We start from the raw sequence: 24275 nt of genomic DNA on the forward strand, positions 1-24275 counted from the left end.
CCTTAAATTAATCACGATCGTAAGCATTATATTAACCTTGTTTTGACGATTGCCGCTGCAAGGTCCGGCTTGGCTAAGTGGTTTGCCAAGGGGTTCGGACAAATGCCAGCATCCCGACTGATCATTCTAGGCGTGGCGGTGGCCGCGGCGGGTGGCGCAGGCTATGTTGCAAAAAACATGGTGGCGGCTCCGCCGCCTCAAATTGTCGATTCCGGCCCCACGGCGCCGGCAATCGCGCTGCAGGACGTGCTTGTCCTGTCCAGCGACGTTCCGATGGGCAGCCCGCTCGAGAACAATATCAGCTGGCAGTCCTGGCCGGCCGACGGCATCAATGCGAATTTCATAACCCGCGCCGCGGAGCCCGAAGCGCTTGAGAAGCTGAAAGGCGGTGTTGCCCGTGTGGCGATGTATGCCGGCGAGCCGTTGCGGCGCTCCAAGCTGATCGGCGAGGGACAGAGCTTCATGTCGTCGATCCTGCCCTCCGGCATGCGGGCCGTCGCCACAGCCGTATCTGCCGACACCTCGGCCGGCGGCTTCATTCTTCCCAACGATTTCGTCGACGTCATCATGACCCGCAGAGCCGATGCCGCGAGCGGCAGCAGCGGTTTTACGACCGAAACCATCCTCAAGAACATTCGCGTCCTGGCAATCGACCAGACAATCCAGGAGGACGAGGAAGGCAAGAGGACCAGGGTCGGTCAGACCGCCACGCTGGAACTGACACCGCAGCAGGCGGAGATCATCACCGTCGCCCAGCAGATGGCCGATCGCCTGACATTGGCGCTGCGGTCGATCAGCGACACCCAGGAGAAGAATCTGGGCGAGGCCGACTATCTCGTTTCCGGCAATGGGCGGCGCGGAACGGTGCGATTGATAAAGTCGGGCGAAGTTTCCGAAGTGGGGGCAAGGCAATGAGGCTACACGCTGGACTGCCGGTCACCGTGGCTGCGGCAATCGGCCTGTTTCTCCTCGGAACGAATGCGCATGGTGTCGTCGAGGCAAATGCGGCAGGCAGGAATGCCGAGGTGTCGGCTTCGACCGCCACCCAGCGCGTCAAGCTCGGTCTCAACAAATCGGTGGTCATCGACCTGCCGAGCGACGCCTATGACATTCTCGTCGCCAACCCCGCGGTCGCCGATGCGGTGACCCGCACCGCCCGGCGCATCTATCTGTTCGGAAAGGCGGTGGGCGACACCAACATCTTCGTCTTCGGGCCCAATGGCGAGCAGATCGTCAGCCTGGATCTGGCGGTCGAACGCGACGTCGCCGGGCTGGAAGACTATATCAGGCGCTTCATCCCGTCATCGGCCATCACGGTCGAATTGCTGAACGATAACGTCGTCCTGACCGGAACCGTGGACACTCCCCTGGACGCCAAGCGCGCGGTCGATCTGGCCACCATCTTCGTGTCCGGCGGTGAAGCGACCACGGGACAATATTCGCAGACCGCCTCCGGCGGCTCGGCCGAAGCCGGTGTCGACATCGACAATCCGGATTCCGAGCGCCGCGTCAGCCAGATCGTCAACCTGCTGCAGATCATCGGCGACGACCAGGTGACGCTGAAAGTGACGGTGGCCGAAGTCAGCCGCTCGGTGATGAAGCAGCTCGGCGTCAACCTTATTGGCGACGGCGGCAGCAACGGCATCAGTTGGAGCGCACTGACCAGCCCCGCATACGGATTGGGAAAGCCACTGTCGCAAAACTCGGGACTTTCAATCGGCACCTCGGCGCTTCAAGCGTACATCAACGCCATGGAGCAAAGCGGTGTCATGAAGACGCTGGCCGAGCCGACATTGACCGCAGTCTCGGGTGAGAAAGCGACTTTCAAAGTCGGCGGTGAATTCAATCTCATCACAAGCCGAACGAACAACGTTTCAGGCGACAATCAAACGGGCCAGGTTACTTACACCAACGAAAAGCTCGAATATGGAATTGGCCTCGAATTCCAGCCTGTCGTGCTCTCGGCGGGCCGCATCAGCCTTAAAGTGAGGACGTCGGTTTCGGAGCCTACGACGGAAGGCGCCACAGTGCTCGAAGGGGGTGGTGACTTGCCCGGCACCACTTTGCTGTCGATCCGCAAACGCCTGGCCGACACCACCGTCGAATTGCCTTCCGGCGGTTCGATGATGATCGCCGGCCTCGTTCGAGACGATATCCGGCAGGCGGTCGCGGGGCTGCCCGGGCTGACCAAGATACCGGTGCTCGGCACGCTGTTCCGCAGCAGGGACTTCGTCCGCAACGAAACCGAGCTCGTCATCATCATCACGCCCTACCTGGTGAAGCCGGTGGCGCGCAACGAGCTTGCCAAGCCGGATGACAATTTCAACGCGGCCAGCGATGGCGCCGGCATGTTCCTTGGCCGTGTCAATCGCGTCTACGGCACCATGCAGACCGACAAGCCCAACGGCCGTTACCACGGCGTTGTCGGCTTCATCTACAAGTGATCGGGGAAGCGGACATGTCTCAGTCAGCGTCGAAGCCAAGGAAGATCATCGCAGCGATGCGGCCCGGCCGTTCGCGGACCTACCGGCCGGCCATTCCGGTCCTGGCGATTGCGGTCGCGGCATTGCTGGCGGGCTGCGCCAAGCGGGACAGCATCACGGTTGGTGCCGTTCCGGACGACTATCGCACCACGCATCCGATCGTGATCGCTGAGAAGGTCCAGAAGATCGACCTTCCGGTCGGCGCCGGCGACCGCGGCATGACCGGGTCTCAACGCGCCACGCTTCTGGGTTTCCTGGACGGCTACGACAAGAGTGCCGCTCCGGCTCTGACGATCTCGATCCCGAGCGGTTCGGCCAACGAGATCGCCGCGACCGCAGCCGGTCGCGATTTCGCCAGGCTTGCGATTGCCAGCGGCATCAGCCGCAACCGGATCGCCGTGACTACCTACCAGTCGGTTTCGGCCGAAGCGTCCGCGCCGATCCGCGTCGCCTTTGTCTCGGTGAAGGCCCAGACCGATAAATGTGGGCGCTGGCCCGAAGATCTGCTGGAGACGTCGGAAAACAAGCACTACGCCGATTTCGGCTGCTCTTATCAAAACAATCTTGCCGCCCAGATGGCCAACCCAGCCGATCTAATCGGGCCGCGCAAGCAATCCGATATCGACGCGGAAAATCGCGGCGAGGTGATCGACGTCTACCGCCAGAGAGGCATTTCGGACGAGTTCCTCGGCAATTCCGAAGTGGAATATTGAGCTTGAGCCGCGCAGGTCACGGAAAGAAATGACAATGAGCAATCTTGCCTACGACGCAGGGCTAGACGGCGGCGAAACCTCGCAGCAGGATATCGCCGCCATGCAGGCGTTGCGGCCGATTCCGCGCATTTCGATCCAGGCATTTTGCGAGACCGAAGGCGTTGCCAATCCGGTCGAGCGCGCCGGCGAGGATCGCCGCATGGCGAAGGCCCATCTGAAGGTCCATATGGGCGGCATCGCCACCGCCATCGAATTCTACCAATCGGCGCCGACACCGAACTTGATCCTGCTGGAATCGCGCAGCGAGCCGACGCAATTGCTCGAGCAGCTCACGCAGCTCTCCGAATATTGCGATCCGACCTCCAAGGTCGTGGTCATCGGCCACTACAATGATGTTGGCCTTTACCGCGAGCTCATCCGCTCCGGCATTTCCGAATATGTCATCGCGCCGGTGTCGATGGCCGACATCGTCAGCGTGATATCGTCGATTTTCGTTGATCCGGAGGCCGAGCCGATCGGCCGCTCGATCGCCTTCATCGGCGCCAAGGGCGGCGTCGGCTCCTCGACCATTGCCCACAATGTGGCCTGGGCGATGTCGTCCCTGTTCAAATCTGAAGTGGTCGTCGCCGACCTCGATCTTGCTTTCGGAACGGCCAACATCAATTTCGATCAGGATCCGGCGCAAGGCATTGCCGAGGCGGTCTTCTCACCGGAGCGCGTCGACGAGGTCTATCTCGACCGGCTGCTTGCCCAGTGCGCCGAGCACCTGTCGCTGCTTGCAGCACCTTCAACGCTCGACCGGGTCTACGATTTCGATCCCGACGCCTTCATGCAGCTTATCGACACGGCCCAGCGCAGTGTGCCGCTTCTGGTGCTCGATATCCCGCACATCTGGACAGGCTGGACCAAGAACACGCTGGTCAAGGCCGACGAGATCGTGATCACAGCGACGCCGGAGCTGGCCAATCTGCGCAACACCAAGAATCTCGTCGACATGTTAAAGCGGCTTCGCCCGAACGATCCGCCGCCCAAGCTGATCATCAATCAGGCAGGCGTGCCGAAGCGCCCGGAGATTGCGTCATCCGACTTCGCCGACTCGCTCGGCCTGTCGCCGATGTCGGTGATTCCTTTCGAGCCGCAGCTGTTCGGAAATGCCGCCAATAATGGGCGCATGCTCGGTGAAATGGATGCCAAGAACCAGGTCGTCGGCATGGTCAACGAGATTGCGCATGTGCTGACCGGGCGCAGCGAAATCAAGGCAAGAAAGAAAGCGGGCCTGGGCAATCTCCTTGGCAAGCTCTCGCGCAGCAAGAAGTGATGCTTTCGCAGCGGAATTGGTAGTCGATCATGTTTGGTAAAAGAGGTAGCGACGACGGCAGCCGGTTCACCCCGGAATTCCGTCAGCCGGCACCTGCGCCCGCCGCGCCGGCGGCGGCAAACCCTGCGGAAACGTCGGTTCTTGCCAAACCCGCGCCGCCGTTGCTTGGCACGTCCGCGGCCCCGCTCGCGCGCCGCGCTGTCGAGGCGCCGCCACTGGCACCGGAGCCAAAAAGGATCCAGCGCGAGAAGAGCGAAGCCTACTACGACACCAAGAGCCAGGTCTTCTCCGCGCTCATCGACACGATCGACCTGTCGCAGCTCGCCAAGCTCGATCCCGAAAGCGCGCGCGAAGAAATCCGCGACATCGTCAACGACATCATCGCGATCAAGAATTTTGCGATGTCGATCGCCGAACAGGAAGAACTGCTCGACGACATCTGCAATGACGTCCTGGGTTACGGGCCGCTGGAGCCATTGCTCGCCCGCGACGACATCGCCGATATCATGGTCAATGGTTCCAAGGACGTCTACATCGAGGTCAACGGGAAGGTCGAGCAGACCGGAATTCGTTTCCGCGACAACCAGCAGCTTCTCAACATCTGTCAGCGCATCGTCAGCCAGGTTGGCCGCCGCGTCGATGAATCGAGCCCGATCTGCGACGCACGCCTTCCCGATGGTTCCCGCGTCAACGTCATCGCGCCGCCGCTCGCCATCGACGGCACCGCTCTCACTATCCGCAAGTTCAAGAAGGACAAGCTGACGCTCGATCAGCTGGTCAAGTTCGGTGCCATTTCGCCGCATGGCGCCGAGATTCTCAAGATCATCGGCCGCGTCCGCTGCAACATCGTCATTTCGGGCGGCACCGGCTCGGGCAAGACGACGCTGCTCAACTGCCTGACCAACTATATCGACCGCGAGGAACGCGTCATCACCTGCGAGGACTCGGCCGAGCTGCAATTGCAGCAGCCGCATGTCGTGCGTCTGGAAACCCGCCCGCCCAACCTCGAGGGCGAGGGCGAGGTGACCATGCGCGACCTGGTCAAGAACTGCCTGCGCATGCGTCCCGAGCGTATCATCGTTGGCGAAGTGCGCGGACCCGAAGTGTTCGATCTTCTGCAGGCGATGAACACCGGTCATGACGGCTCGATGGGCACGATCCACTCGAACAGCCCGCGCGAATGCCTGAACCGTATCGAATCGATGATCGCGATGGGCGGCTACACGCTGCCGCAGAAGACCGTGCGTGAAATCGTGGTCGGTTCCGTGGACGTGATCATCCAGGCCGCTCGCCTGCGCGACGGATCGCGGCGTATCACCCACATCACCGAGGTGATCGGAATGGAGGGCGATGTCATCATCACGCAGGACATCGTCCTCTACAACATCAAAGGCGAGGATGCGAACGGCAGGCTGCTGGGCGAGCACGTGTCGACAGGCATCGGTCGTCCGCATTTCTGGGAGCGCGCCCGCTACTATGGCGAGGAACAGCGCCTCGCCAATGCGCTCGAGGCGATGGAGAAACGCGCTGACTGAAGCATTCGGAGGCGTAGGGGCCAGGATCGATGTTCGGAATTGACGGCACCGTATTGGCATTTATCGTGCTCGCCGGCTTCAGCGCCGGCGCGGTCGCCTATGCTTTTCTGTTCAATCGGATTAGCACCGAGAAGCAAGTCGGCAGGCGGCTTGAAACGATCAAGACTGCCGAGACGGATCGTGACGTCGTCAAGGCCTCGCGCGATCGCGTGGCGGAAGCGGCCAAGCGTCGCAAATCGGTCCAGGATTCGCTGAAGGATCTTGAGCAGAAGCAGAAAACCAACCAGAGCATCGTCAAGAAGCCGCCACTGAAGGCCCAGATCCGTCAGGCGGGCATGAAGGTCTCGCTCGAGCGCTTCTATCTCTACTCGGCCGTTTGCGGCGCCGTCCTGACGTTTCTTGCGTATTTCATCGGCGCGCCACTGCTTGTCTTGCCGGGTGCGCTGCTGGTCGGCACTCTCGGACTGCCACGCTGGTTCGTCTCGTTTTGCCGCGCGCGCCGGGTCAAGGCGTTCCTCAACGAATTTCCGAATGCGCTCGACATCATCGTGCGTGCGGTCAAATCCGGCCTGCCGCTGAACGACGCCGTCCGCCTGATCGCCAACGAATCTCCCGAACCGGTCAAGACCGAGTTCCGCCGCATCGTCGATTCGCAGCAGATGGGCCTGTCGATCCCCGACGCCAGCCTGCGTATGGCCGAAACAATGCCGTGCACGGAAGCGAGCTTCTTCGGCATCGTCATCCAGATCCAGTCCCAGGCCGGCGGCAATCTTTCGGAGGCGCTTGGCAATCTTTCGCGCGTGCTTCGCGACCGCAAGAAAATGAAGGCCAAGGTCCAGGCGCTGTCCATGGAAGCGAAGGCGTCCGCCGTGATCATCGGCGCGTTGCCTTTCGTCGTCGCCTTTCTCGTCTACCTGACAAGCCCGAACTATATCATGCCTCTGTTTACCACCAGCGCCGGCAATCTGATCCTCGGTTGCTCGGCGGTCTGGATGTCTATCGGCATCCTGGTGATGCGCAAGATGATGAACTTCGAAGTTTAGGATTTCGAGCGCATGACCGAAACTGTCGTCAAGACCCTTACCGACCCGGCATTCCTGATTGCCTTGCTGGTCGGCATCGCGGTGTTTGCGACCGTCTTCACGCTGCTGCCTGCTTTTGGTGGAAACCAGCTCAAGGCGCGCATGAAATCCGTAGCGCTGGAGCGCGACGAATTGCGCGCCAAGCAGCGTGCGCGGCTTGCCGTCGAGGCCGATCGCCGCCGTAAGGGCCTGCGCGAGCAACAGTCGATCGGCATGCGAAATATTGTCGACCGGCTGGACCTGAGACGCGCCCTTGCCGATGAAGGCACGTTGCAGAAACTCAAGGTGGCTGGCTTTCGCGGGCAGAATCCGCTGACGCGTTTCCTTTTCTTCCGTCTGGTCCTGCCCTTTATCGGCTTTGCGCTGGCCGCGATGTATCTGTTCGTGCTCGGAGGATTGCCGGAGCAGCCGCCTCTCATCAAACTGTTTGTCTGCGTCGTCGTCGCCTATGCGGGTTTTTACGCGCCGGTGCTTTACGTCAACAACCGCGCCACTAAGCGCAAGCAGTCGATCCAAATGGCGTGGCCGGACGCGCTCGATCTGATGCTGATCTGCGTCGAATCAGGCATGTCGGTTGAGGCGGCGTTTCGCAAGGTCGCGGACGAGATCGGCGCGCAATCGGTGGCGCTTGCCGAAGAGTTCATCCTGACCAATGCCGAACTTTCCTACTTGCAGGAACGCAAGCAGGCTTACGAGAACCTTGCAAGTCGCACCGGCCTGGAATCGGTCAAGTCGGTGTCGCAGGCGCTGGTCCAGGCTGAGCGCTACGGCACGCCGGTGGCGCATGCGCTGCGCGTGCTTGCCAGTGAAAGCCGCGACATGCGCATGAACGCCGCCGAGAAGAAGGCCGCGGCCTTGCCACCGAAGCTCACCGTGCCGATGATCCTGTTCTTCCTGCCGGTGCTGTTCGCCATCATTCTGGGTCCTGCAGGCATCCAGGTGAGCCAGCGCGGCATCTTCGGCGCCCCGTCGACATCCAGCGGCCAATAGCCTCGCCAAGGCGACAATACACGCAAAATCCGCGGTGCTGATGCACCGCGGCTTTGGAATTTCCGGCATGTCGACGAGTTGAGGGACTGGCCGGCAAAGCCGGCGCGGTCAGTTGGTGGCAGGCTTCGCCTTGTCCTGGTCCTTGAGCTGGCTCCAGGCGTTCTGCTGGGCGAGCATCTGGCGAAGGTAAGCCACGTTCGCTTGCGCCTGTTCGGCCGAGAGCTCCTGCGAAGCGATTTTCTCGGCTTCGTCGAAACGACCCTGCAGGCCGACGACCAACGCCAGGTTCTGGCGGACGCGGCTGTCGGCGTTCGGCTGCTGGGCGGCCGAGCGCATATAGGTTTCGGCCGTGCGCAGGTCACCTTCCAGCACATAGGACATGCCGAGATTTGAAAGGATCGAAGGTTCGTTCGGCTTGAGGTCCAGCGCCTTGCGATAATCCTGGCGCGCCTCGTCTCTCTGGCCAAGCTGGTCGAGAATCGCGGCTTCCGCCGACACCAGTTTCCAGTCCGGATATTCCGGCGTCTGCGCGCGGCGCACGGCGTCGAGCGCCGGCTCGAACTGGCCGTTGGCGGCGAGCGCCTTGCCATAGGCGGCAAGCACGTCGCGGTCTTTCGGCAAGGCGATCGCCAGCTTGCGCATCACGGCGAGCGACTGGTCGGCGTCGCCATCCATTTGCAGCGCCGCCGCGTAATTCGTCGCGATCCGCTTGTCGTTGGGGTTTTTGGCGTAGGACTGACCGAGCGCTGCTGTCGCATTGTGCAACTCGCTGGCCGACATGGTTTCCAGTGGTTTGCCGCTGGAGCGCGAGATGGAACCGGTCGTCAACTTGCTGGTTCCGCAACCGGCGACGCTGGCCGCAAGCGCCATCATAAACGCCGTGGTGATCAGCCGCTTTCCCGTGGCGTTCATCTTGCGGTTGGTCGGCATCTGCACCAGGCCTCCATTCATAGACGTGGCCATTACGTGGCCATCTTCCCTCCCGCAGAAATATTCTGTTAACCCTAACGGACAGTTAAGAAGCGCCGACTCGAACGCCGGAGACCATCGAATGCCTGTCGAACTCGTCGAGAGAAAACTGAAGACCGCGCTGCCGGTCCATCTGGTGGCGAAGGATAGGCTGGATGCGGCAGGTCTTCCGCCATCCACGATCGCCTGGGCCAGGGCCAACGGCTTTTCCGGTGAGGCAGGCAGGACACTGGCCGTGCCCAGCGAAAACGGCGCGCTGGCCGGAGCCCTGTTCGGCCTCGGCGATGGTGAAAGCGCGCTTGCCCTCGGCGCGTTGGCGCGAGCCTTGCCGGAGGGCGACTGGCATTTCGTCTCCACATTGGCCGAGCCGGACCTTGCGGCAATAGCGCTGGTTCTCAGTGGTTATGTCTTCACCCGCTACGGCAAGAAGCCCGGCAAGGCGCTGCGTTTTTCGCTGCCGTCCGGCGCTGAAGCGGCTTATGTTCGTCGTATCGCCGATGGCGTTTTCCTGACGCGCGATCTGGTCAATACGCCGACCAGCGATATGGGGCCGGACGATTTGGAGGCGGCTGTCCGGACCTTGGCCAAAAAGCACAAGGCCGAAGTGTCGGTGACCAAGGGCGACGATCTGCTCAAGAAGAATTTCCCGATGATCCATGCGGTCGGCCGCGCATCGGTCAGCGCGCCGCGCCTGATCGACATGATTTGGGGGCCGAAGAACGCCCCGAAGGTGACGCTGGTCGGCAAGGGCGTCTGCTTCGACACGGGCGGTCTCGACATCAAGCCCTCCTCGGGCATGCTCTTGATGAAGAAGGACATGGGTGGCGCCGCCAACGTATTGGGCCTTGCCTCCATGATCATGGCCGCTGGCCTGAAGATCCGGCTGCGTGTGCTGATCCCGGCGGTCGAGAATTCGATCGCCGGCAACGCCTTCCGGCCCGGCGACGTGCTGGCGAGCCGCAAGGGCATCACCGTCGAGGTCGGCAACACCGATGCCGAGGGACGGCTGGTGCTGGCGGATGCCTTGGCGCTGGCCGACGACGACGAGCCGCAACTGCTGATCGACATGGCGACCCTGACGGGGGCTGCTCGCGTCGCGCTCGGTCCCGACCTTCCGCCCTTCTACACTGGCGATGAAGCGCTGGCGTCCGAACTGGCGGCGGCTTCCGCCGCGGTCGAGGATCCGCTATGGCGCATGCCGCTGTGGAAGCCCTATGACGCAAAGCTGTCGTCGAAGATCGCCGACATCAACAACGTCACGTCCGACGGGTTCGCCGGCTCGATCACGGCGGCGCTGTTCCTGAAGCGCTTCGTCGAGAAGAGCGCCGGCTGGGCGCATTTCGACATCTTCGCCTGGAACCCGTCCGATCGTCCGTACGGTCTCGCCGGCGGTGAGGCGCAAGGCATCCGGGCGCTGGAAAGGGTCATCTCGAAACGCTACGCCTGACGGTTGCTGTCCGACAGGAAATTCTCGAGACTGAAACGGAACCGAAACAATTTGCCGTCATGTTGGCCGGATGTCGATTTCCATGCGCCCGAGCCAGGCCTTGCGACTGTGGCAGCAGGTGATGCTGTCCCAGGTGCGCGACGATACGCCGGACCTTACCATGCGCCAGACGGCGATCCTGTTCACCATCTATCTCGACCCGCCGCCGCACACGGTGCGCGGGCTCGCTGCCCGGCTCAATGTCACCAAGCCGGTGATTACCCGCGCGCTCGACACAATGGGCGCGCTGAAGCTGGTTTCGCGCCATCGCGACGAGCTCGACAAGCGCAACGTGCTGGTCAAGCGCACTGTCGAAGGTGCTCTCTTTGTCGAGCGCTTCGGCGATGTTATCATCGCCAGAGCCCAGGAATTGCCCATCTGACCGAGTTGCCGATTTGAACGAGTTGCCGATTTGACCGCCAGGGATGCCCGCCTCCACGCCTTCCGTTCCGATCTCGCTGATGTCAGGCTGAAAGGCGAGGTCGCCGCCGATCGCTTCGTCGCCGGACGGCCAGCGCGTATATCAGCTTCAGTGGCCGATATCCGCAAGGCGCCGCGCCCGGATGCCGGAGTCGACACGCAGCTTCTGTTCGGCGACGACGTCCTCGTCTTCGAGGACGTTGAGGGCTGGGCCTGGATCCAGGCCGAGCGCGATGGCTATGTCGGCTATGTCGCCGACACCGTGCTGGGGGCGCGAGGCCATACGCCCACCCATGTCGTCTCGGTGCCGCGCACCTTCCTTTATCCCGGACCGGATTTGCGGTTTCCGTCGAACGGACAGCTCTCGATGGGATCGGCGGTAACGGTGACGGGCGCGGCTGAAACACGCGGTACGCACTATGCGCTGCTGCCATCCGGCGAGGCGGTCATATCGGGCCATTTGCGGCCCTTGAACAAACCAGCTGCCGACTATGTCGCGGTCGCGGAAACCTTTCTCGGCACACCCTATCTGTGGGGCGGCGCCTCCGGCTTCGGCATCGATTGTTCCGGCCTCGTGCAACTGGCGATGCACATGGCCGGCAGGCAAGTGCTGCGCGACACCGACATGCAGGCGGCGACCATCGGTGAGCCGCTCGACCCGGCCCGGGATTCTGCCGGGTTGCGGCGCGGCGACCTGGTGTTTTGGAAAGGCCATGTCGCTGTTATGACCGACCCAGAAACGATGATCCATGCCAACGGCCACACCATGCTGGTCTCGCGTGAAGGGTTCAGAGAAGCCGTCGCCCGCATCGGCTATCTCTATGGCGGCCCGACGGGGTTTCGGCGGCCTTAGGGGCATCCCTTACCTCTCCCCCTGTGGGAGAGGTCGGATTGCCCCGATTTGTCCTTCACAAATCGGTTGGCAATCCGGGTGAGGGGTAAGTTGGCGCCAAGCTGGAACACCCCTCATCCGTCTTGCCGCTTCGCGGCAATCCACCTTCTCCCACACGGGGAGAAGGTGGAGAGGCGCTCGATCACCTTTTGTTCCGATTCTTCTTGGCGATTGCGCGCCGCCGCGCTACCTCTGGCGCGTGACAGAGCAGCCGCGCCTTGCCGAACAGAATGCCGCCGTGCACTTGCCCGAGCCATTCCTCAGATGGTTTTCGCAAAAGGGCTGGTCGCCGCGTGCCCATCAGATCGAATTGCTGGCGACTGCCCAAGCCGGGCAGTCGGTGCTGCTGATCGCACCGACCGGCGCCGGCAAGACGCTGGCAGGGTTCCTGCCGTCGCTGACCGAGTTGGCAGGTCGGCCAAGGAAGAAACCGGGGCAGGCGCGTCGCGGCATCCACACGCTCTACATCTCGCCGCTGAAGGCGCTGGCCGTCGACATCGAGCGCAATCTCGGCAAGCCGGTCGAAGAAATCGGTCTGCCTATCACGATCGAGACACGCACCGGCGACACGCCCGCCCACAAGCGCCAGCGGCAGAAGCTGGCGCCACCCGACATTCTCCTGACCACGCCCGAGCAACTGGCGTTGCTGATCGCGGCGCCCGACGCCAGGCGCTTCTTCGAGGACCTGCATTATGTCGTGCTCGACGAACTGCATTCGCTGGTGACGTCAAAACGCGGGCATCTCCTGTCGCTCGGTCTGGCCCGGCTGCGATCCTTTGTTCCGGGCTTGCAGACGATCGGCCTGTCCGCGACGGTGGCCGAGCCCGATGAATTGCGGCGCTGGCTGGTCAGCCAGAACCCACCCGGCGGCATGGCTGAGTTGATCGTCGTGACGGGCGGCGCCAAGCCCGAGATCTCCATTCTCGACTCGGAGGAGCGTGTGCCGTGGGCCGGACATTCGGCCCGCTACGCAACGCCGGAGATCTATAGCGAGATCAAGCGACACAAGACGACCCTGCTGTTTGTCAACACACGCAGCCAGGCCGAGCTGCTGTTCCAGGAGTTGTGGCGGGTCAATGAAGACACATTACCGATCGCCCTGCATCACGGCTCGCTCGATGTCGCCCAGCGCCGGCGCGTCGAAAAAGCCATGGGCGAGAATGCCTTGCGCGCCATCGTCGCCACTTCGACGCTCGACCTCGGCATCGACTGGGGCGATGTCGACCTGGTCGTCCATGTCGGCGCACCGAAGGGTGCGAGCCGGCTGGCGCAGCGCATCGGCCGCGCCAATCACCGCATGGATGAGCCGTCCAAGGCGATCCTGATTCCGGCCAACCGCTTTGAGGTGCTGGAATGCCGGGCGGCGCTCGACGCCAATTATCTCGGCGCCCAGGACACGCCGCCGCTGGTCAACGGTGGGCTCGACGTGCTGGCGCAGCATGTGCTTGGTTGCGCCTGCGGTGCGCCATTCCATGCCAATGCGCTTTTTGAGGAGGTAAGAGCAGCCGCGCCCTATGCCGAACTCGATCGGCCGACATTCGACCGCGTCATCGATTTCGTCGCCACCGGCGGCTATGCGCTGAAGAACTATGAGCGCTACGCCCGTATCCGCCTGAACAAGGACGGGCTGTGGCGCGTGTCCAATCCTCGGGTTGCTCAGCAGTATCGGTTGAATGTCGGCACCATCATCGAGGTGCCGGCGCTCAACGTGCGTTATATCAAGGCCGGCAGCAAGGGCTCTGCCTCGCGCGGCGGTCGCGTCCTCGGCAAGATCGAGGAGGCGTTCCTTGAAACGCTGACGCATGGCGACACGTTCATGTTTGCCGGCAAAGTACTGCGCTTCGAGGGCATCCGCGAGAATGAGTGCTTCGTATCGAATGCACCCGGCAGCGACGCCAAGGTGCCATATTATGGCGGCGGCAAATTCCCGCTTTCGACCTACCTCGCTGAGCAGGTCCGCATCATGCTGGATGACCCGCAGCGCTGGAAGAAGCTGCCGGAACAGGTGGCCGACTGGCTACGTTTCCAGGCCGACAAATCGGTACTGCCGAAACGCGATGACCTGCTGATCGAGACCTTTCCGCGCGGCAACCGGCACTACCTGGTGGCCTATCCGTTCGAGGGCAGGCTGGCGCACCAGACGCTCGGCATGCTGCTCACCCGCCGTCTCGACAGGGCGGGCGCCAGGCCGCTCGGCTTCGTCGCCACCGACTATGCACTTGCCATATGGTCGCTGGCCGATATGGGCAGGATGTTCCGGGCGAAGAAGCCTTCGCTCAGTGAACTTTTCGACCAAGACATGCTGGGCGACGATCTCGAAGCCTGGCTGGCCGGCAGCTGGCTCTTGAAGCGCACCTTCCGCAACTGCGCGCTGATCTCGGGGCTGATCGAAAAACGCCATCCGGGCCAGGAGAAAAGCGGCCGCCAGGTCACTGTGTCGACCGACCTCATTTACGACGTTCTGCGCAGCCATGAGCCGGACCACATCCTGCTGCAGGCGACGCGTGCCGATGCGGCCACCGGTCTGCTGGATGTCAGCAGACTTGCCGAGATGCTCTCGCGCATCCAGGGACGAATCGTGCATAAGAACCTCGAACAGATCTCGCCGCTCGCCGTGCCGATCATGCTCGAGATCGGCAAGATGCCGGTGCATGGCGAGGCCGATGATACACTGCTGATGGATGCGGCAACGCTGGTCGAGGAAGCCATGGGGACGAAATGACGCGCGCGCTGGCCATGCCTGCACCCCTGGCGGATGCCGATTTTATCGGCATCGCCGGCGAGCGCGCGATCTGCGATCGGCGCGGCGTGCTCTACTTTCCCGAGCTGAAATTGCTGGCGGTGTCGGATCTGCATCTGGAAAAGGGATCGTCGCTAGCACGGCGCGGTACGTTGATCCCGCCTTATGATACCGGTGCGACGTTGTTGCGGCTGCAGGCGGTGATATCAGACTACCAGCCGGCGATCGTCATCAGCCTCGGCGACAGCTTTCATGATGGCGGCGGCGCGTCGCGCATGCACTCAAGCTTTCGCGAGCGGCTGGAAGGACTGATGGCCGGCCGCGACTGGTTCTGGGTTGCCGGCAACCATGACCCGGACGCGCCGGCCGACTTGCCCGGCGAGACGGTGCGCGAGCTGGCCATAGGCTCTCTGCTGTTCCGGCATGAACCTTCGGCAGTGAGAGTGGAAGGCGAGATCGCCGGCCATCTGCATCCGTGCGCCCGCATCGTGCAGCGCGGCCGCTCGGTGCGGCGGCGCTGCTTTGCCGGCGATGGCGGCCGCATGATCATGCCGGCCTTCGGCGCCTATACCGGCTCGCTCAATGTGCTCGACCGCGCCTATGCCGGGCTGTTCCGCCGCGAAACGCTGATGGCCTATATGCTCGGCACGGAGCGCATCTTCGCGATTTCCCGCTCAATGCTGAGGCCCGGCTGAGACCGCTACCGGCCGTAGTACAAGGTGACGGTGTGCTTCGCCTCGGCGAAAAACAGCCAGCGTTCGACCAGCATGCCGGCGAATTGAGCGATTGCGGCGAGCGCCGACAGCACCGCCGCATAGGGCCATGGCAAGGCGAACGCGGCAATCAGCAGTAAGGCGGGCAGCGCGAAGGCCAGCACTTGTGTGATCTGACGCAGCCGCGCCTTGTGCTTGCGTGCGATGCGAAAGCCCATCTCCTTGAGCAGGTAATTCTCCTCGGTGTGCGGCCATTCCAGCGACCGCACCGTGCCGCCGACAAGGCCGGTCGCGGTGTTGGCATTGGTCGGGATTTCCAGCCTGTCATTGTATCGCCAGGTTGCCAGCTTCCAGCCCCAGCCGAGCACGGTCAGCAGCACGCAACCTGCCAGCACGATGATCGAGCCGATGGCGAAACCCTGCAGCAGCGCGTTGAGCAGCACGCTGCCGCTCATCGCCGAAAAGATCAAATAACCAGGCAGGGTGAAGCGGCTGTGCCATTGAGCGATCGGCTTGAGCGACGCATAGATCATGCCGGTGGTGCAGACGGTGACGACCGCGCCGATGGCAGCCAGCAGCCCAGCGACAGCCACCCAGCCGTTCGTACGGCCGAGGAACACCCACCCGATGGCGAAAAACCCCGCCGGTACGAAGGTCGCAACCGACGCGACGCCTTCGCGCGACAGCCATGAGCTGCGCCATTGCGAGAAGGCGCGCCAGGCGCGTTCGGGCCGGCCGAGATGGCCGGCCGATGACAGCAGGCCGGCCGAGATCAGGCCGAGCGCCAGCCCCATACTGACCAAACCGAGCCAGAAATTGGGCGGGACGAACCCCAGTCCGGCCAGCGCGCCAAGCAGCGCGAGCAGGCCGTAGCCGGCGCCCGTGGCGGTGGTGAAAAAGACGACGGAGAAAGCTGGATGCATGAGGTCGGTTGCTGGTCAGTGCGAAAGCATGCGGTCGACCCAGCCAAGGAAACCGCCTTCGGCCCGCACCGGTTCGAGCGCCCGTGCCGGCACCGATGCGGCGCGTGTGGTATGGGCGCGCGGCGGCAAATATTTGTTGGTCGGGTGATAGCCGAGTTCGGGCATCAGATCGACGCCGCCACGTTCGGCCACCAATAGCGAGATCGCCGACGCCGGGTCGCCGAGATCGCCGAAATGCCGCGCGCTGGTTGGGCAGGCGGCTACGCAGGCCGGCACTCGGTCTTCTTCAGCCAGATTGTCGTTGTAGATGCGGTCGACACACAGCGTGCATTTCTTCATGACGCCGACATCGGTGTCGAATTCGCGCGCGCCATAAGGGCAGGCCCAGCTGCATAATTTGCAGCCGATGCACTTGTCCTCGTCGACCAGCACGATGCCGTCCGAGGCCCGCTTGTAGGAGGCTCCGGTCGGGCAGACGGTGACGCAGGCCGGTGTCTCGCAATGCAGGCAGGAGCGTGGGAAATTGACCGTTCGCCCACCCATCTCGGTCATGTGCTCGTAGCTGTGCACGCGGTTGAACCAGACCCCGTCGGCGTCGCCGCCATAAGGATCGATGTCGGTCAGCGGCGCCATGTGGCCGCCGGTGTTCCATTCCTTGCAGGCGGTGACGCAGGCCTGACAGCCGACACAGGTGTCGAGATCGATGACGAGGCCGAGCTTCTTGTCGGTTTGGGCGGGAAGGCAGGTCATGATCTGGAAGCTTCTCTTTCCCGGCGAAACTCGGCGCCGAAACTTAGCTTGTCGGGCGAGGGTTCGAAATGCGGCGGTTGCCGGAACCGCTCGAACTGCGGCTCGGTGAAGCCGGCTTCCTCGGCCGCGCATTTGACGATGCGGACGCGCAGGTCGAACCAGGCCGCCTGGCCGGTCACTGGATCGGAATTCGAATAGCGCCTGCCATTGGCATCGGCAGAAGTCTGGTCGCCGATGATATGGTTGAGCAGGAAGCCACGATTGGATTCAGCGGCGTCGTCCTTCAGCCCCCAGCTGCCGCGCCGCTTGCCGATCGCGTTCCAGGTCCAGACCGTATCCGCGTTGACGCCGTCGACCAGCTTGATCTGTCCCTTGACCTTGCCGTTGATGCTCTCGATCCAAACCCAGTCGTCGTCGACAAGGCCGAGGCCGGCGGCGGTCCGGTTGTGCACGAACAGCCGGTTCTGGCTGGTGATCTGCCTGAGCCAGGCGTTCTGCGAGCCCCAGGAATGATACATGTGCATTGGCCGCTGCGTCAGCGCATGCAGCGGATAGATCTGCGTGTCGACAGCCGCTTCCTCGAAGGGCGCGTACCAGAACGGCAGCGGGTCCATATAGGTCTCGATGCGGCTGCGCTCCGTCTCCGGCGGCAGCACCCGCCCATGGCCGCGCGCGGCGAGGCGAAACCGCTGGATCGGCTCCGAATAGAGCTGGAAGACGATCGGCTCGGCTTTCGGGATGAAGCCCATGTTCTCGGCGAAGTCGAGATAGGAGCGGTTGGCCATCTTGTAGTAGCGCTGGTCGTCCGCAAAATCATGGTGCCAGAAGCCGCCATTGTCGATGTAGCGCTGCAGCTGGTCGGGATTGGCCTCGCCCTTGCCGGTCAAGGTTCCGTCCTTGCCGCGCCAGCCGGCGAGCGGGCCGATGCCCGGCGTGCGCTGGTGATTGACGATGTAATCGGCGTAATCGCGGTATTTGGCCGAGCCGTCGTCATCGACGAAGCCGGGCAGGCCAAGCCGCGCGCCGAGCTCGATCAGCACCGTCTGGAACGGGCGGACGTCGCGGTCTGGCTCGACGACGGGATGGCGGATGGCGTCACCCGGCCCGTCGGCATGGCTGATTGGCCGGTCGAGCAGGCTGATGCAGTCATGCCTTTCGAGATACGTGGTGTCGGGAAGCACGAGATCGGCGAACGGCACGGTCTCGGAATAATAGGCGTCGGAATAGATGATGAAGGGGATCTTGTAGTTTCCGGCCTCGTCGCTGTCGGTCAGCATCGCCATCGTCTCGACGGTGTTCATCGACGAGTTCCAGGCCATGTTGGACATGTACATCATCAGCGTGTCGATCTTGTAGGGGTCGCCGGCCCAGGCGTTGCGGATGACCGTGTGCATAAGGCCGTGCGCGGCAAGCGGTGCATCCCAAGAATAGGCCTTGTCGATACGAACAGGCGTGCCTGCGTCGTCGACCAGCAGATCGTCCGGTCCGCAGACGAAGCCGAGCGGCATGCCTTCAAGCGGCGTCATCGGCCTGACGTCCTTGCCCGCCGGCTTCGGCCCCGGCGGCGCCGACCGGGGATAGGGCGGCTTGAAGCGAAACCCGCCCGGAACGTCCACCGTGCCGAGAAGCACTTGGAGCAGGTGGATGGCGCGGCAGGTATGAAACCCGTTCGAATGGGCCGAGATGCCGCGCATCGCATGCATCGACACCGGCCGGCCCTTGATCGTCTCGTGCCGGCGGCCGGCCCAGTCGGTCCACGCCACCGGCAGTTCGATTGCTTGCTCGAAGGCGACATGCGCCAGTTCGGCGGCGATCCGACGAATGGTGTCGCCTGAAACGCCGCAGCGTTCGGCAACCGCATCGGGAGAATAGCTCTCGTGCAGATAGCGGTCGGCGATGAGCTGGAAGACCGGCACGCAGCGGCGGCCGTCGATCGTGAAGTTGCCGGTCAGCGCCGGCTTTGCATCGGCATCTGTGGCGTTGACGGGCGTCTTCGCTACCCTGTCCCAAGCCAGCGGATCGCCGTCGCTGTCGCGCGCGAACAGCCCGTCATCGGGCGCGCCTGGATCCTGGATGACGAGGACATGGGCGTTGGTGTAACGCAGCAAATAATCGAGATCGACGCGGCCGGCCCGCAGCAGCTCGTGGATGAGGGCAAACACGAACAGGCCATCGGTGCCGGGCCGGATGCCGATCCAGTCATCGGCGATGGCGTTGTAGCCGGTGCGGCACGGATTGATCGAGACCACCTTGGCACCGCGCGCTTTGAGCTTGCCGAGGCCGATCTTGATCGGATTGGAATCATGGTCTTCGGCAACGCCGAACAGCATGAAGTATCTGGTGTTGTCCCAGTCGGGTTCGCCGAACTCCCAGAACGAGCCGCCGATCGTATAGAGCCCGCCGGCCGCCATATTGACCGAGCAGAACCCGCCATGGGCGGCGAAATTCGGCGTGCCGAAATGGCTCGCCCACCAGCCGGTCAAGGATTGCGACTGGTCGCGCCCGGTGAAGAAGGCGAGTTTCTTCGGATCGGTCCGGCGGATTTTCGAAAGCCGTTCCGTCGCGATCGAGAACGCTTCCTCCCACTCGATTTCACGGAATTCTCCCGAGCCGCGCGGACCTGTACGCAGCAATGGTTTCTTCAACCGGGCCGGACTGTAGTGCTGCATGATGCCGGCGCTGCCCTTGCCGCACAGCACGCCGCGATTGACCGGATGGTCCTTGTTACCATTGATGTAGCGGACCTTGCCGTCCTTGATGTGGACGTCGATGCCGCAGCGGCAGGCGCACATATAGCAAGTGGTCTTGGCGATGCTGTCGGAGACATCAGGCGAAGTGTCGACGCCATCGCCTTCGTCGGGCGCGCGCGTGTCGGCAAGCGGCCGTTGCGACGGTGCGGAATTGGCGCCGCGCGGCGGTCCGTTCGTCATGATCTACTTTTGCGGTCCGAGTGTTTGGCTCGCGTTTTTGGCCCGGGGCCGCGCATGTAATGCTCTTCCGGATGATAGCTGTCGCCGGTGAGCCGCCGCCGGAGGCCGCGCGTCCAATGGGCAAACAGGGATTTGAATCGCCCGATCACTTTCTGCCCTTTGCGGGTTGGCCGCGATATTTTTCCAGCTTCGCCCAAAAACTTAGAACAAAATGATCGATCCGTCTAACAAGTTGCTCTTGTAATTCCAATCGAATTTGTTTCTTAATTCACTCATGACCCTGGACCAATTGCGGATCTTCGTTGCTGTCGCCGAACGGGGGCACATGACAAAGGCCGCCGAGTTGCTGGGCATTTCCCAGTCGGCGGCATCGGCCGCCATCCGTTCGCTCGAACAGCAGCACGGCGTCCAGCTGTTCAACCGGGTCGGCCGCAACATCGAGCTGGCGCAGACCGGGCGCCGGTTCCTGCCCGAAGCCAAGGCCGTGCTCGAACGGGCGGCTGCCGCCCACAACGTGCTGGAGCACGTCTCGCAGACGATTACCGGCAGCCTTTCGATCGCCGCCAGCCAAACTATCGCCAGCTACTGGCTGCCGCGCCGGCTGGCCTCTTTCCACGAGGCCTATCCCGCCGTTAGGCTGAGCGTGACCATCGGCAACACCAGACAGGTCGAGACCAATGTCTTGGACGGCACGGCGGATTTTGGCCTGGTCGAGGGGCGAACCGAGTCAGACATATTGCGGCGCGCCAAGGTCGATGTGGATCGCCTGATGCTGGTCGTGGCGCATTCTCATCCTGAGATCGCTGAAGTCTCGCGCGGGCATCCCGATATCAGGGAGCTCCGCTGGATCATCAGGGAAGGCGGGTCGGGCACCCGCGAGGTGCTGGAAGATCTTGCCCGCCGCGAGGGGATTTCGTTCGCGGACCTCAGGATATTCCTGGTGCTGCCGAGCAACGAGGCGGTCCGCCAAGCGGTCGAGGCCGGCGCCGGCGCCACCATCATTTCGGAGCTCGTCGTGGCCCGCGCGGTCGCCGAAGGTAGCCTGCGGTCCGTGCCGATCGATCTGCCGAAGCGCGATTTCGCGATGATCACGCATCGTGACCGGCAGGCAAGTCTGGCCCAAATGGCGCTCAAGGCGCATCTGGGCGAGAAGGCCGGCGAGACCGTCCGGGGGTAAGCTGGATCAGCCGAATTTCCGCTGCGCGTCGAGCGCCAGCCCAAGCCCGACCGAGCCGAACATGTCGCCTTCGATGACGGACGCCTGCGGCACCAAGGCTAATATCTGTTGCTTTGCCAGCGGGATGGCGGTCGATCCGCCGGTCAGGAACACCGCGGTGATGTCGGACGGTTTCACCTGCGCGTCGCGGATGGTCTCACCGACCGTCGCGGCAACCCGTTCGATGTCCCTGGCGATCGTGGCCTCAAGACCGTCGCGCGAAATTTCTGCCGTGAATTCCACCCCCGTCAGCGCGACCACGACATCGGCGGACAATTGCTCCGTCAGCTCGATCTTGGCCTTTTCGACCAAAGCGGCCAGCGCATGCCCGTAACGATGCTCGACGATATGGATGAAACGGTCGACCAGGTCGGCGCGTTCAGCCTCGTAGCGGATCTGGCGCAGATGCGTCATCGCCCGGGCGGTGTAGACCAGATTGATGCGCTGCCATGTCGCCAGATCGATGAAGTAGCTGGCCGGCAAGTTGCGCTTGCCGTCCTTGGTCGGCGAGAGATAGCCGAGCTCAGGCATCACATGGGCGATGCTCAGCAGCCGGTCGAAGTCGGTGCCGCCGATGTGGATGCCTCGGCTCGCCAGAATGTCGTCCTTTCGATCGAGGGAGCGGGCGCGCTGCGGCGAGACCCGCACGATCGAGAAGTCGGAAGTGCCGCCGCCCATGTCGACGATCAGCGCCAGTTCTTCCCGCGTGACCTTCTGCTCGTAGTCGAGCGCCGCCGCGATCGGCTCGAACTGAAATGCAATATGCTTGAAGCCCTGGGCGCGCGCCGCGTTTTCGAGTTCGCCTTCGGCCTTGGCATCGGCCTCGGCATCGTCGTCGACGAATTGCACCGGCCGGCCGAGCACCACGCTCTCGACCACGTCGCCGGCATCCTCTTCCAGCCTTTTCCTGAGATGGCCGACGAACAGACCGATGATCTCGGTAAAGGCGATCGACCGTGCCTTGATCCGCGTCTTTTCATGGACAAGCGAACTGCCGAGCACGCTCTTCAGCGAGCGCATCAGGCGACCTTCGATGCTGTCGGTATAGTTGGCGATGGCGCTGCGCCCGAAATAGGTGCGGTTGTCCTCGAAGTTGAAGAACACGGCGCTGGGCAGCGTGACCTGGCCGTCTTCCAGCGCCACAAGCCGCGGCTGCCCGTTTCTGACCACGCCCACGGTGGAATTTGACGTGCCGAAATCGATACTGCCGAATGCTGGTCGCATCGCAAGATCCTGTATTCTTGATTTGGGGAGCGACAGCTCGCGCTTCGGCCGAGCCGGGGAACGCGGTCTAACCCATGAAGCTCGAAAGGGGAACCGTCTTTCGGAAAAGATCAGTCCTTCCGGAAGACGAGCCTTCCGAGCCAGCCGGTCAGCATGGCCAGCGACACGGCGAAGATGCCGTAGAGGAAGGAATAGTCGTGGGCCACGCGGAAGATCGACTGTTCGAAACCGGACTTGCGGATTTCGAGCTGGGCGGAGCTTTCCTTGATGAACAAGCCGCTCTTGAACAGGAACGCACGGGCCTTGTGGGTGCCGACCGGAACATTGGGGGCGAGCCTGACGGTGGCGCGGAACAGGTTCTGCGACAGGAACTGCACGCCGCCGACATTCTCGCTGTAGAGGCCGGTCGCCGTTTTGCGCTCGCGCAGCGCCGCGGTGAATTCCTCGATCGTCGCCGGGCTGTCGTCGTCGTCGGCCGGTTGCATATAGAGGTTGGCGGCGCCGAGCGACAGTTGCTTGTAGCTGTTGGGGTCGGTGACGTCCTGCAGCGGTCGCGTCGTCGCCACCGAATAGGACACCGGCACATTCTCGAAGGTCTCGGACTCCAGATTGATCCAGATGCCGAGCACCCGGTCCTTGCGGCGCACGACGACCGGCCGGGCCGGCCCCTCCAGCACGACGATGATGTCGTAGCGACCTTGGCGCGCGACAAGCGGGTCGGCATTTTCCAATGAGCCGAAGATGGTGAGGTCGGCACCGGAAAAGCCGGCGGTGATCGAGACGTGGTCGGTGGACAGGCCGATCTGGATGTTTTCGGCAGCCGGCGTCTGCGCTTCTCCCGGTGACACGGCGGCGAACAGCGACAGCGAGGCAACGGCCAAGAACGCCCTCAAGCCGGCCATCAGGTCAGACCCACGCCGGACAGGGAATAGAGGTTGGGCGGTGTCACGAACAGATCGATGGCGAGCCGGATGGCGACCGCCAGCACCAGCAGTGCCAGCAGCGCCCTGAGCTGCTCGCCACGCAGCCTTTGGCCAGCCTTGGCGCCGTATTGCGCGCCGGCGACGCCGCCCGCCATCAACAGGAAGGCGAGCATGACGTCGACCGTCTGGTTAGTGGTGGCATGGACCAGCGTGGTGTAGGCCGAGGTGAAGATGATCTGGAACAGCGAGGTGCCGATGACGACGTTGGTCGGCACTTTCAAGAGATAGATCAGCGCCGGAACCATGATGAAGCCGCCGCCGACGCCCATGATCGACGACAGGAAGCCGATGCCGGCGCCGAGGCCGAGCACTGGGATGACGCTGACAAAAAGCTTCGAGGCCCTGAATCGCATCTTCAGCGGCAAGCGGTGGATCCAGTTGTGCTGGCCGGACTTCTTCAGCACCGGCGCGGCACCACTGCGGGTGGCGCGCAGCGCATTGACGCTCTCGACCAGCATCAGCCCGCCGACGGTGCCAAGCAGCACGACGTAGAGCAGCGAGATGAACAGGTCGAGCTGGCCGAGCCGGCGCAAGAAGCCAAAAACAAAGATGCCGCCGGTTGAGCCGACGATACCGCCGGCCAAAAGCACTCCGCCAAGCTTGAAGTCGAGCGTGCCGCGCTTCACGTGCGACAATGCGCCGGAGAAGGAGGAGGCGATGACCTGGTTGGCGCCGGTGGCGACCGCGATCGCCGGTGGTATGTTGTAGAAGATCAGCAGCGGCGTGATGAGGAAGCCGCCGCCCACTCCGAACATGCCCGACAGGAAGCCCACCGCCGCGCCCATGGCCAGCAGCACGAAGACGTTGACGGAAATTTCCGCGATCGGGAGATAGATGCCCACCCGTCAGTCTCGATCAGTTTGCCTCTCGGCGAATGCAACCGTTGCGGGCATTTTTGCGCCAAAAAG

General features: G+C 63.0%; 20 protein-coding genes. 13 read left to right on the plus strand and 7 right to left on the minus strand.

What is annotated here, in order from left to right; genetic code table 11:
- Positions 1-102 precede the first annotated feature (102 nt).
- From cpaB to RPG13_RS10030, 7 genes are read left to right on the plus strand one after another with little or no spacing between them, the layout of a single operon-like run.
- Positions 103-915: a Flp pilus assembly protein CpaB gene (gene cpaB / locus RPG13_RS10000; RefSeq protein WP_126103732.1), complete on the plus strand. Its 813-nt coding sequence runs from the start codon at positions 103-105 to the stop codon at positions 913-915.
- Positions 912-2444: a type II and III secretion system protein family protein gene (locus tag RPG13_RS10005; protein WP_126103731.1), complete on the plus strand. Its 1533-nt coding sequence runs from the start codon at positions 912-914 to the stop codon at positions 2442-2444. The genes cpaB and RPG13_RS10005 overlap by 4 nt, the downstream gene beginning before the upstream one ends.
- A gap of 14 nt (positions 2445-2458) precedes the next feature.
- Positions 2459-3196: a CpaD family pilus assembly protein gene (locus RPG13_RS10010; protein WP_126103730.1), complete on the plus strand. Its 738-nt coding sequence runs from the start codon at positions 2459-2461 to the stop codon at positions 3194-3196.
- 34 nt (positions 3197-3230) lie between these two features.
- Positions 3231-4514, plus strand: a complete 1284-nt coding sequence (locus RPG13_RS10015; RefSeq protein ID WP_370453295.1) for an AAA family ATPase — start codon at positions 3231-3233, stop codon at positions 4512-4514.
- Between the two features lie 29 nt (positions 4515-4543).
- Positions 4544-6049 (plus strand): CpaF family protein, encoded by a 1506-nt coding sequence (locus RPG13_RS10020; RefSeq protein ID WP_126103728.1) that lies wholly within the window; start codon positions 4544-4546, stop codon positions 6047-6049.
- Positions 6050-6078: 29 nt separating this feature from the next.
- Complete coding sequence (locus RPG13_RS10025; protein WP_126103727.1) at positions 6079-7092, plus strand: type II secretion system F family protein; 1014 nt, start codon at positions 6079-6081, stop codon at positions 7090-7092.
- 12 nt (positions 7093-7104) lie between these two features.
- Complete coding sequence (locus tag RPG13_RS10030) at positions 7105-8121, plus strand: type II secretion system F family protein (protein ID WP_126103726.1); 1017 nt, start codon at positions 7105-7107, stop codon at positions 8119-8121.
- A 108-nt stretch (positions 8122-8229) separates the two neighbouring features.
- On the opposite strand, the gene RPG13_RS10035 is transcribed toward RPG13_RS10030, so the two are convergent.
- Complete coding sequence (locus tag RPG13_RS10035) at positions 8230-9051, minus strand: tetratricopeptide repeat protein (RefSeq protein WP_127290445.1); 822 nt, start codon at positions 9049-9051, stop codon at positions 8230-8232.
- Positions 9052-9172: 121 nt separating this feature from the next.
- Here RPG13_RS10035 and RPG13_RS10040 point away from each other — a divergent pair, with 121 nt between their 5' ends.
- The 5 genes from RPG13_RS10040 (at position 9173) to pdeM (ending at position 15323) form a co-directional block, all read left to right on the plus strand.
- On the plus strand, positions 9173-10537 hold the full coding sequence (locus RPG13_RS10040) for a leucyl aminopeptidase family protein (RefSeq protein WP_337124968.1): 1365 nt from the start codon (positions 9173-9175) through the stop codon (positions 10535-10537).
- Positions 10538-10607: 70 nt separating this feature from the next.
- Positions 10608-10958 (plus strand): MarR family winged helix-turn-helix transcriptional regulator, encoded by a 351-nt coding sequence (locus RPG13_RS10045; protein WP_095487941.1) that lies wholly within the window; start codon positions 10608-10610, stop codon positions 10956-10958.
- A gap of 30 nt (positions 10959-10988) precedes the next feature.
- Positions 10989-11849 carry a C40 family peptidase gene (locus RPG13_RS10050; protein WP_126103724.1) on the plus strand — a complete coding sequence of 287 codons (861 nt, stop codon included), beginning with the start codon at positions 10989-10991 and terminating at the stop codon, positions 11847-11849.
- Between the two features lie 238 nt (positions 11850-12087).
- Positions 12088-14610: a ligase-associated DNA damage response DEXH box helicase gene (locus tag RPG13_RS10055; RefSeq protein ID WP_126103723.1), complete on the plus strand. Its 2523-nt coding sequence runs from the start codon at positions 12088-12090 to the stop codon at positions 14608-14610.
- Positions 14607-15323, plus strand: coding sequence for a ligase-associated DNA damage response endonuclease PdeM (pdeM, locus tag RPG13_RS10060; RefSeq protein WP_126103722.1), 717 nt, complete (start codon positions 14607-14609; stop codon positions 15321-15323). The genes RPG13_RS10055 and pdeM overlap by 4 nt, the downstream gene beginning before the upstream one ends.
- A 5-nt stretch (positions 15324-15328) precedes the next feature.
- Here pdeM and RPG13_RS10065 read toward each other — a convergent pair whose 3' ends face one another.
- The 3 genes from RPG13_RS10065 to RPG13_RS10075 are packed head-to-tail and all read right to left on the minus strand — an operon-like array spanning position 15329 to position 19944.
- The gene (locus RPG13_RS10065; protein ID WP_127290289.1) at positions 15329-16264 is read right to left on the minus strand and encodes a dimethyl sulfoxide reductase anchor subunit family protein; all 936 of its coding nucleotides are present in this window, start codon (positions 16262-16264) and stop codon (positions 15329-15331) included.
- 15 nt (positions 16265-16279) lie between these two features.
- Entirely contained in the window at positions 16280-17014 is a 735-nt protein-coding gene (locus RPG13_RS10070; RefSeq protein ID WP_127203558.1) for a 4Fe-4S dicluster domain-containing protein, read from the minus strand.
- Positions 17011-19944 (minus strand): molybdopterin oxidoreductase family protein, encoded by a 2934-nt coding sequence (locus RPG13_RS10075; protein WP_127290291.1) that lies wholly within the window; start codon positions 19942-19944, stop codon positions 17011-17013. The genes RPG13_RS10070 and RPG13_RS10075 overlap by 4 nt, the downstream gene beginning before the upstream one ends.
- A 274-nt stretch (positions 19945-20218) precedes the next feature.
- Between RPG13_RS10075 and RPG13_RS10080 the strand changes: the two genes are divergently transcribed.
- Positions 20219-21121: a LysR substrate-binding domain-containing protein gene (locus RPG13_RS10080; protein ID WP_127290295.1), complete on the plus strand. Its 903-nt coding sequence runs from the start codon at positions 20219-20221 to the stop codon at positions 21119-21121.
- 6 nt (positions 21122-21127) lie between these two features.
- Here RPG13_RS10080 and RPG13_RS10085 read toward each other — a convergent pair whose 3' ends face one another.
- From RPG13_RS10085 to RPG13_RS10095, 3 genes are all read right to left on the minus strand, one after another.
- A complete protein-coding gene (locus tag RPG13_RS10085) occupies positions 21128-22384 on the minus strand; it encodes an Hsp70 family protein (protein WP_337124969.1) in 1257 nt (418 codons plus the stop codon).
- A gap of 110 nt (positions 22385-22494) precedes the next feature.
- Positions 22495-23286: a TIGR02186 family protein gene (locus RPG13_RS10090; RefSeq protein ID WP_095487957.1), complete on the minus strand. Its 792-nt coding sequence runs from the start codon at positions 23284-23286 to the stop codon at positions 22495-22497.
- Positions 23286-24209, minus strand: coding sequence for a sulfite exporter TauE/SafE family protein (locus RPG13_RS10095; protein ID WP_095487959.1), 924 nt, complete (start codon positions 24207-24209; stop codon positions 23286-23288). Before RPG13_RS10095 ends, RPG13_RS10090 begins: the two co-directional genes overlap by 1 nt.
- Positions 24210-24275 lie beyond the last annotated feature (66 nt).

The sequence above is a fragment of the Mesorhizobium sp. ISC15 genome (genome assembly GCF_037162615.1).
Classification (GTDB): Bacteria; Pseudomonadota; Alphaproteobacteria; order Rhizobiales; family Rhizobiaceae; genus Mesorhizobium; species Mesorhizobium mediterraneum.

What these genes read in the sequence shown, in the direction of transcription:
- cpaB (WP_126103732.1), top strand. Translation starts at nt 103, where the DNA reads ATGCCAGCATCCCGACTGATCATTCTAGGCGTGGCGGTGGCCGCGGCG.
- RPG13_RS10005 (WP_126103731.1), top strand. Translation starts at nt 912, where the DNA reads ATGAGGCTACACGCTGGACTGCCGGTCACCGTGGCTGCGGCAATCGGC.
- RPG13_RS10010 (WP_126103730.1), top strand. Translation starts at nt 2,459, where the DNA reads ATGTCTCAGTCAGCGTCGAAGCCAAGGAAGATCATCGCAGCGATGCGG.
- RPG13_RS10015 (WP_370453295.1), top strand. Translation starts at nt 3,231, where the DNA reads ATGAGCAATCTTGCCTACGACGCAGGGCTAGACGGCGGCGAAACCTCG.
- RPG13_RS10020 (WP_126103728.1), top strand. Translation starts at nt 4,544, where the DNA reads ATGTTTGGTAAAAGAGGTAGCGACGACGGCAGCCGGTTCACCCCGGAA.
- RPG13_RS10025 (WP_126103727.1), top strand. Translation starts at nt 6,079, where the DNA reads ATGTTCGGAATTGACGGCACCGTATTGGCATTTATCGTGCTCGCCGGC.
- RPG13_RS10030 (WP_126103726.1), top strand. Translation starts at nt 7,105, where the DNA reads ATGACCGAAACTGTCGTCAAGACCCTTACCGACCCGGCATTCCTGATT.
- RPG13_RS10035 (WP_127290445.1), bottom strand. Translation starts at nt 9,051, where the DNA reads ATGCCGACCAACCGCAAGATGAACGCCACGGGAAAGCGGCTGATCACC.
- RPG13_RS10040 (WP_337124968.1), top strand. Translation starts at nt 9,173, where the DNA reads ATGCCTGTCGAACTCGTCGAGAGAAAACTGAAGACCGCGCTGCCGGTC.
- RPG13_RS10045 (WP_095487941.1), top strand. Translation starts at nt 10,608, where the DNA reads ATGTCGATTTCCATGCGCCCGAGCCAGGCCTTGCGACTGTGGCAGCAG.
- pdeM (WP_126103722.1), top strand. Translation starts at nt 14,607, where the DNA reads ATGACGCGCGCGCTGGCCATGCCTGCACCCCTGGCGGATGCCGATTTT.
- RPG13_RS10065 (WP_127290289.1), bottom strand. Translation starts at nt 16,264, where the DNA reads ATGCATCCAGCTTTCTCCGTCGTCTTTTTCACCACCGCCACGGGCGCC.
- RPG13_RS10070 (WP_127203558.1), bottom strand. Translation starts at nt 17,014, where the DNA reads ATGACCTGCCTTCCCGCCCAAACCGACAAGAAGCTCGGCCTCGTCATC.
- RPG13_RS10075 (WP_127290291.1), bottom strand. Translation starts at nt 19,944, where the DNA reads ATGACGAACGGACCGCCGCGCGGCGCCAATTCCGCACCGTCGCAACGG.
- RPG13_RS10080 (WP_127290295.1), top strand. Translation starts at nt 20,219, where the DNA reads ATGACCCTGGACCAATTGCGGATCTTCGTTGCTGTCGCCGAACGGGGG.
- RPG13_RS10085 (WP_337124969.1), bottom strand. Translation starts at nt 22,384, where the DNA reads ATGCGACCAGCATTCGGCAGTATCGATTTCGGCACGTCAAATTCCACC.
- RPG13_RS10090 (WP_095487957.1), bottom strand. Translation starts at nt 23,286, where the DNA reads ATGGCCGGCTTGAGGGCGTTCTTGGCCGTTGCCTCGCTGTCGCTGTTC.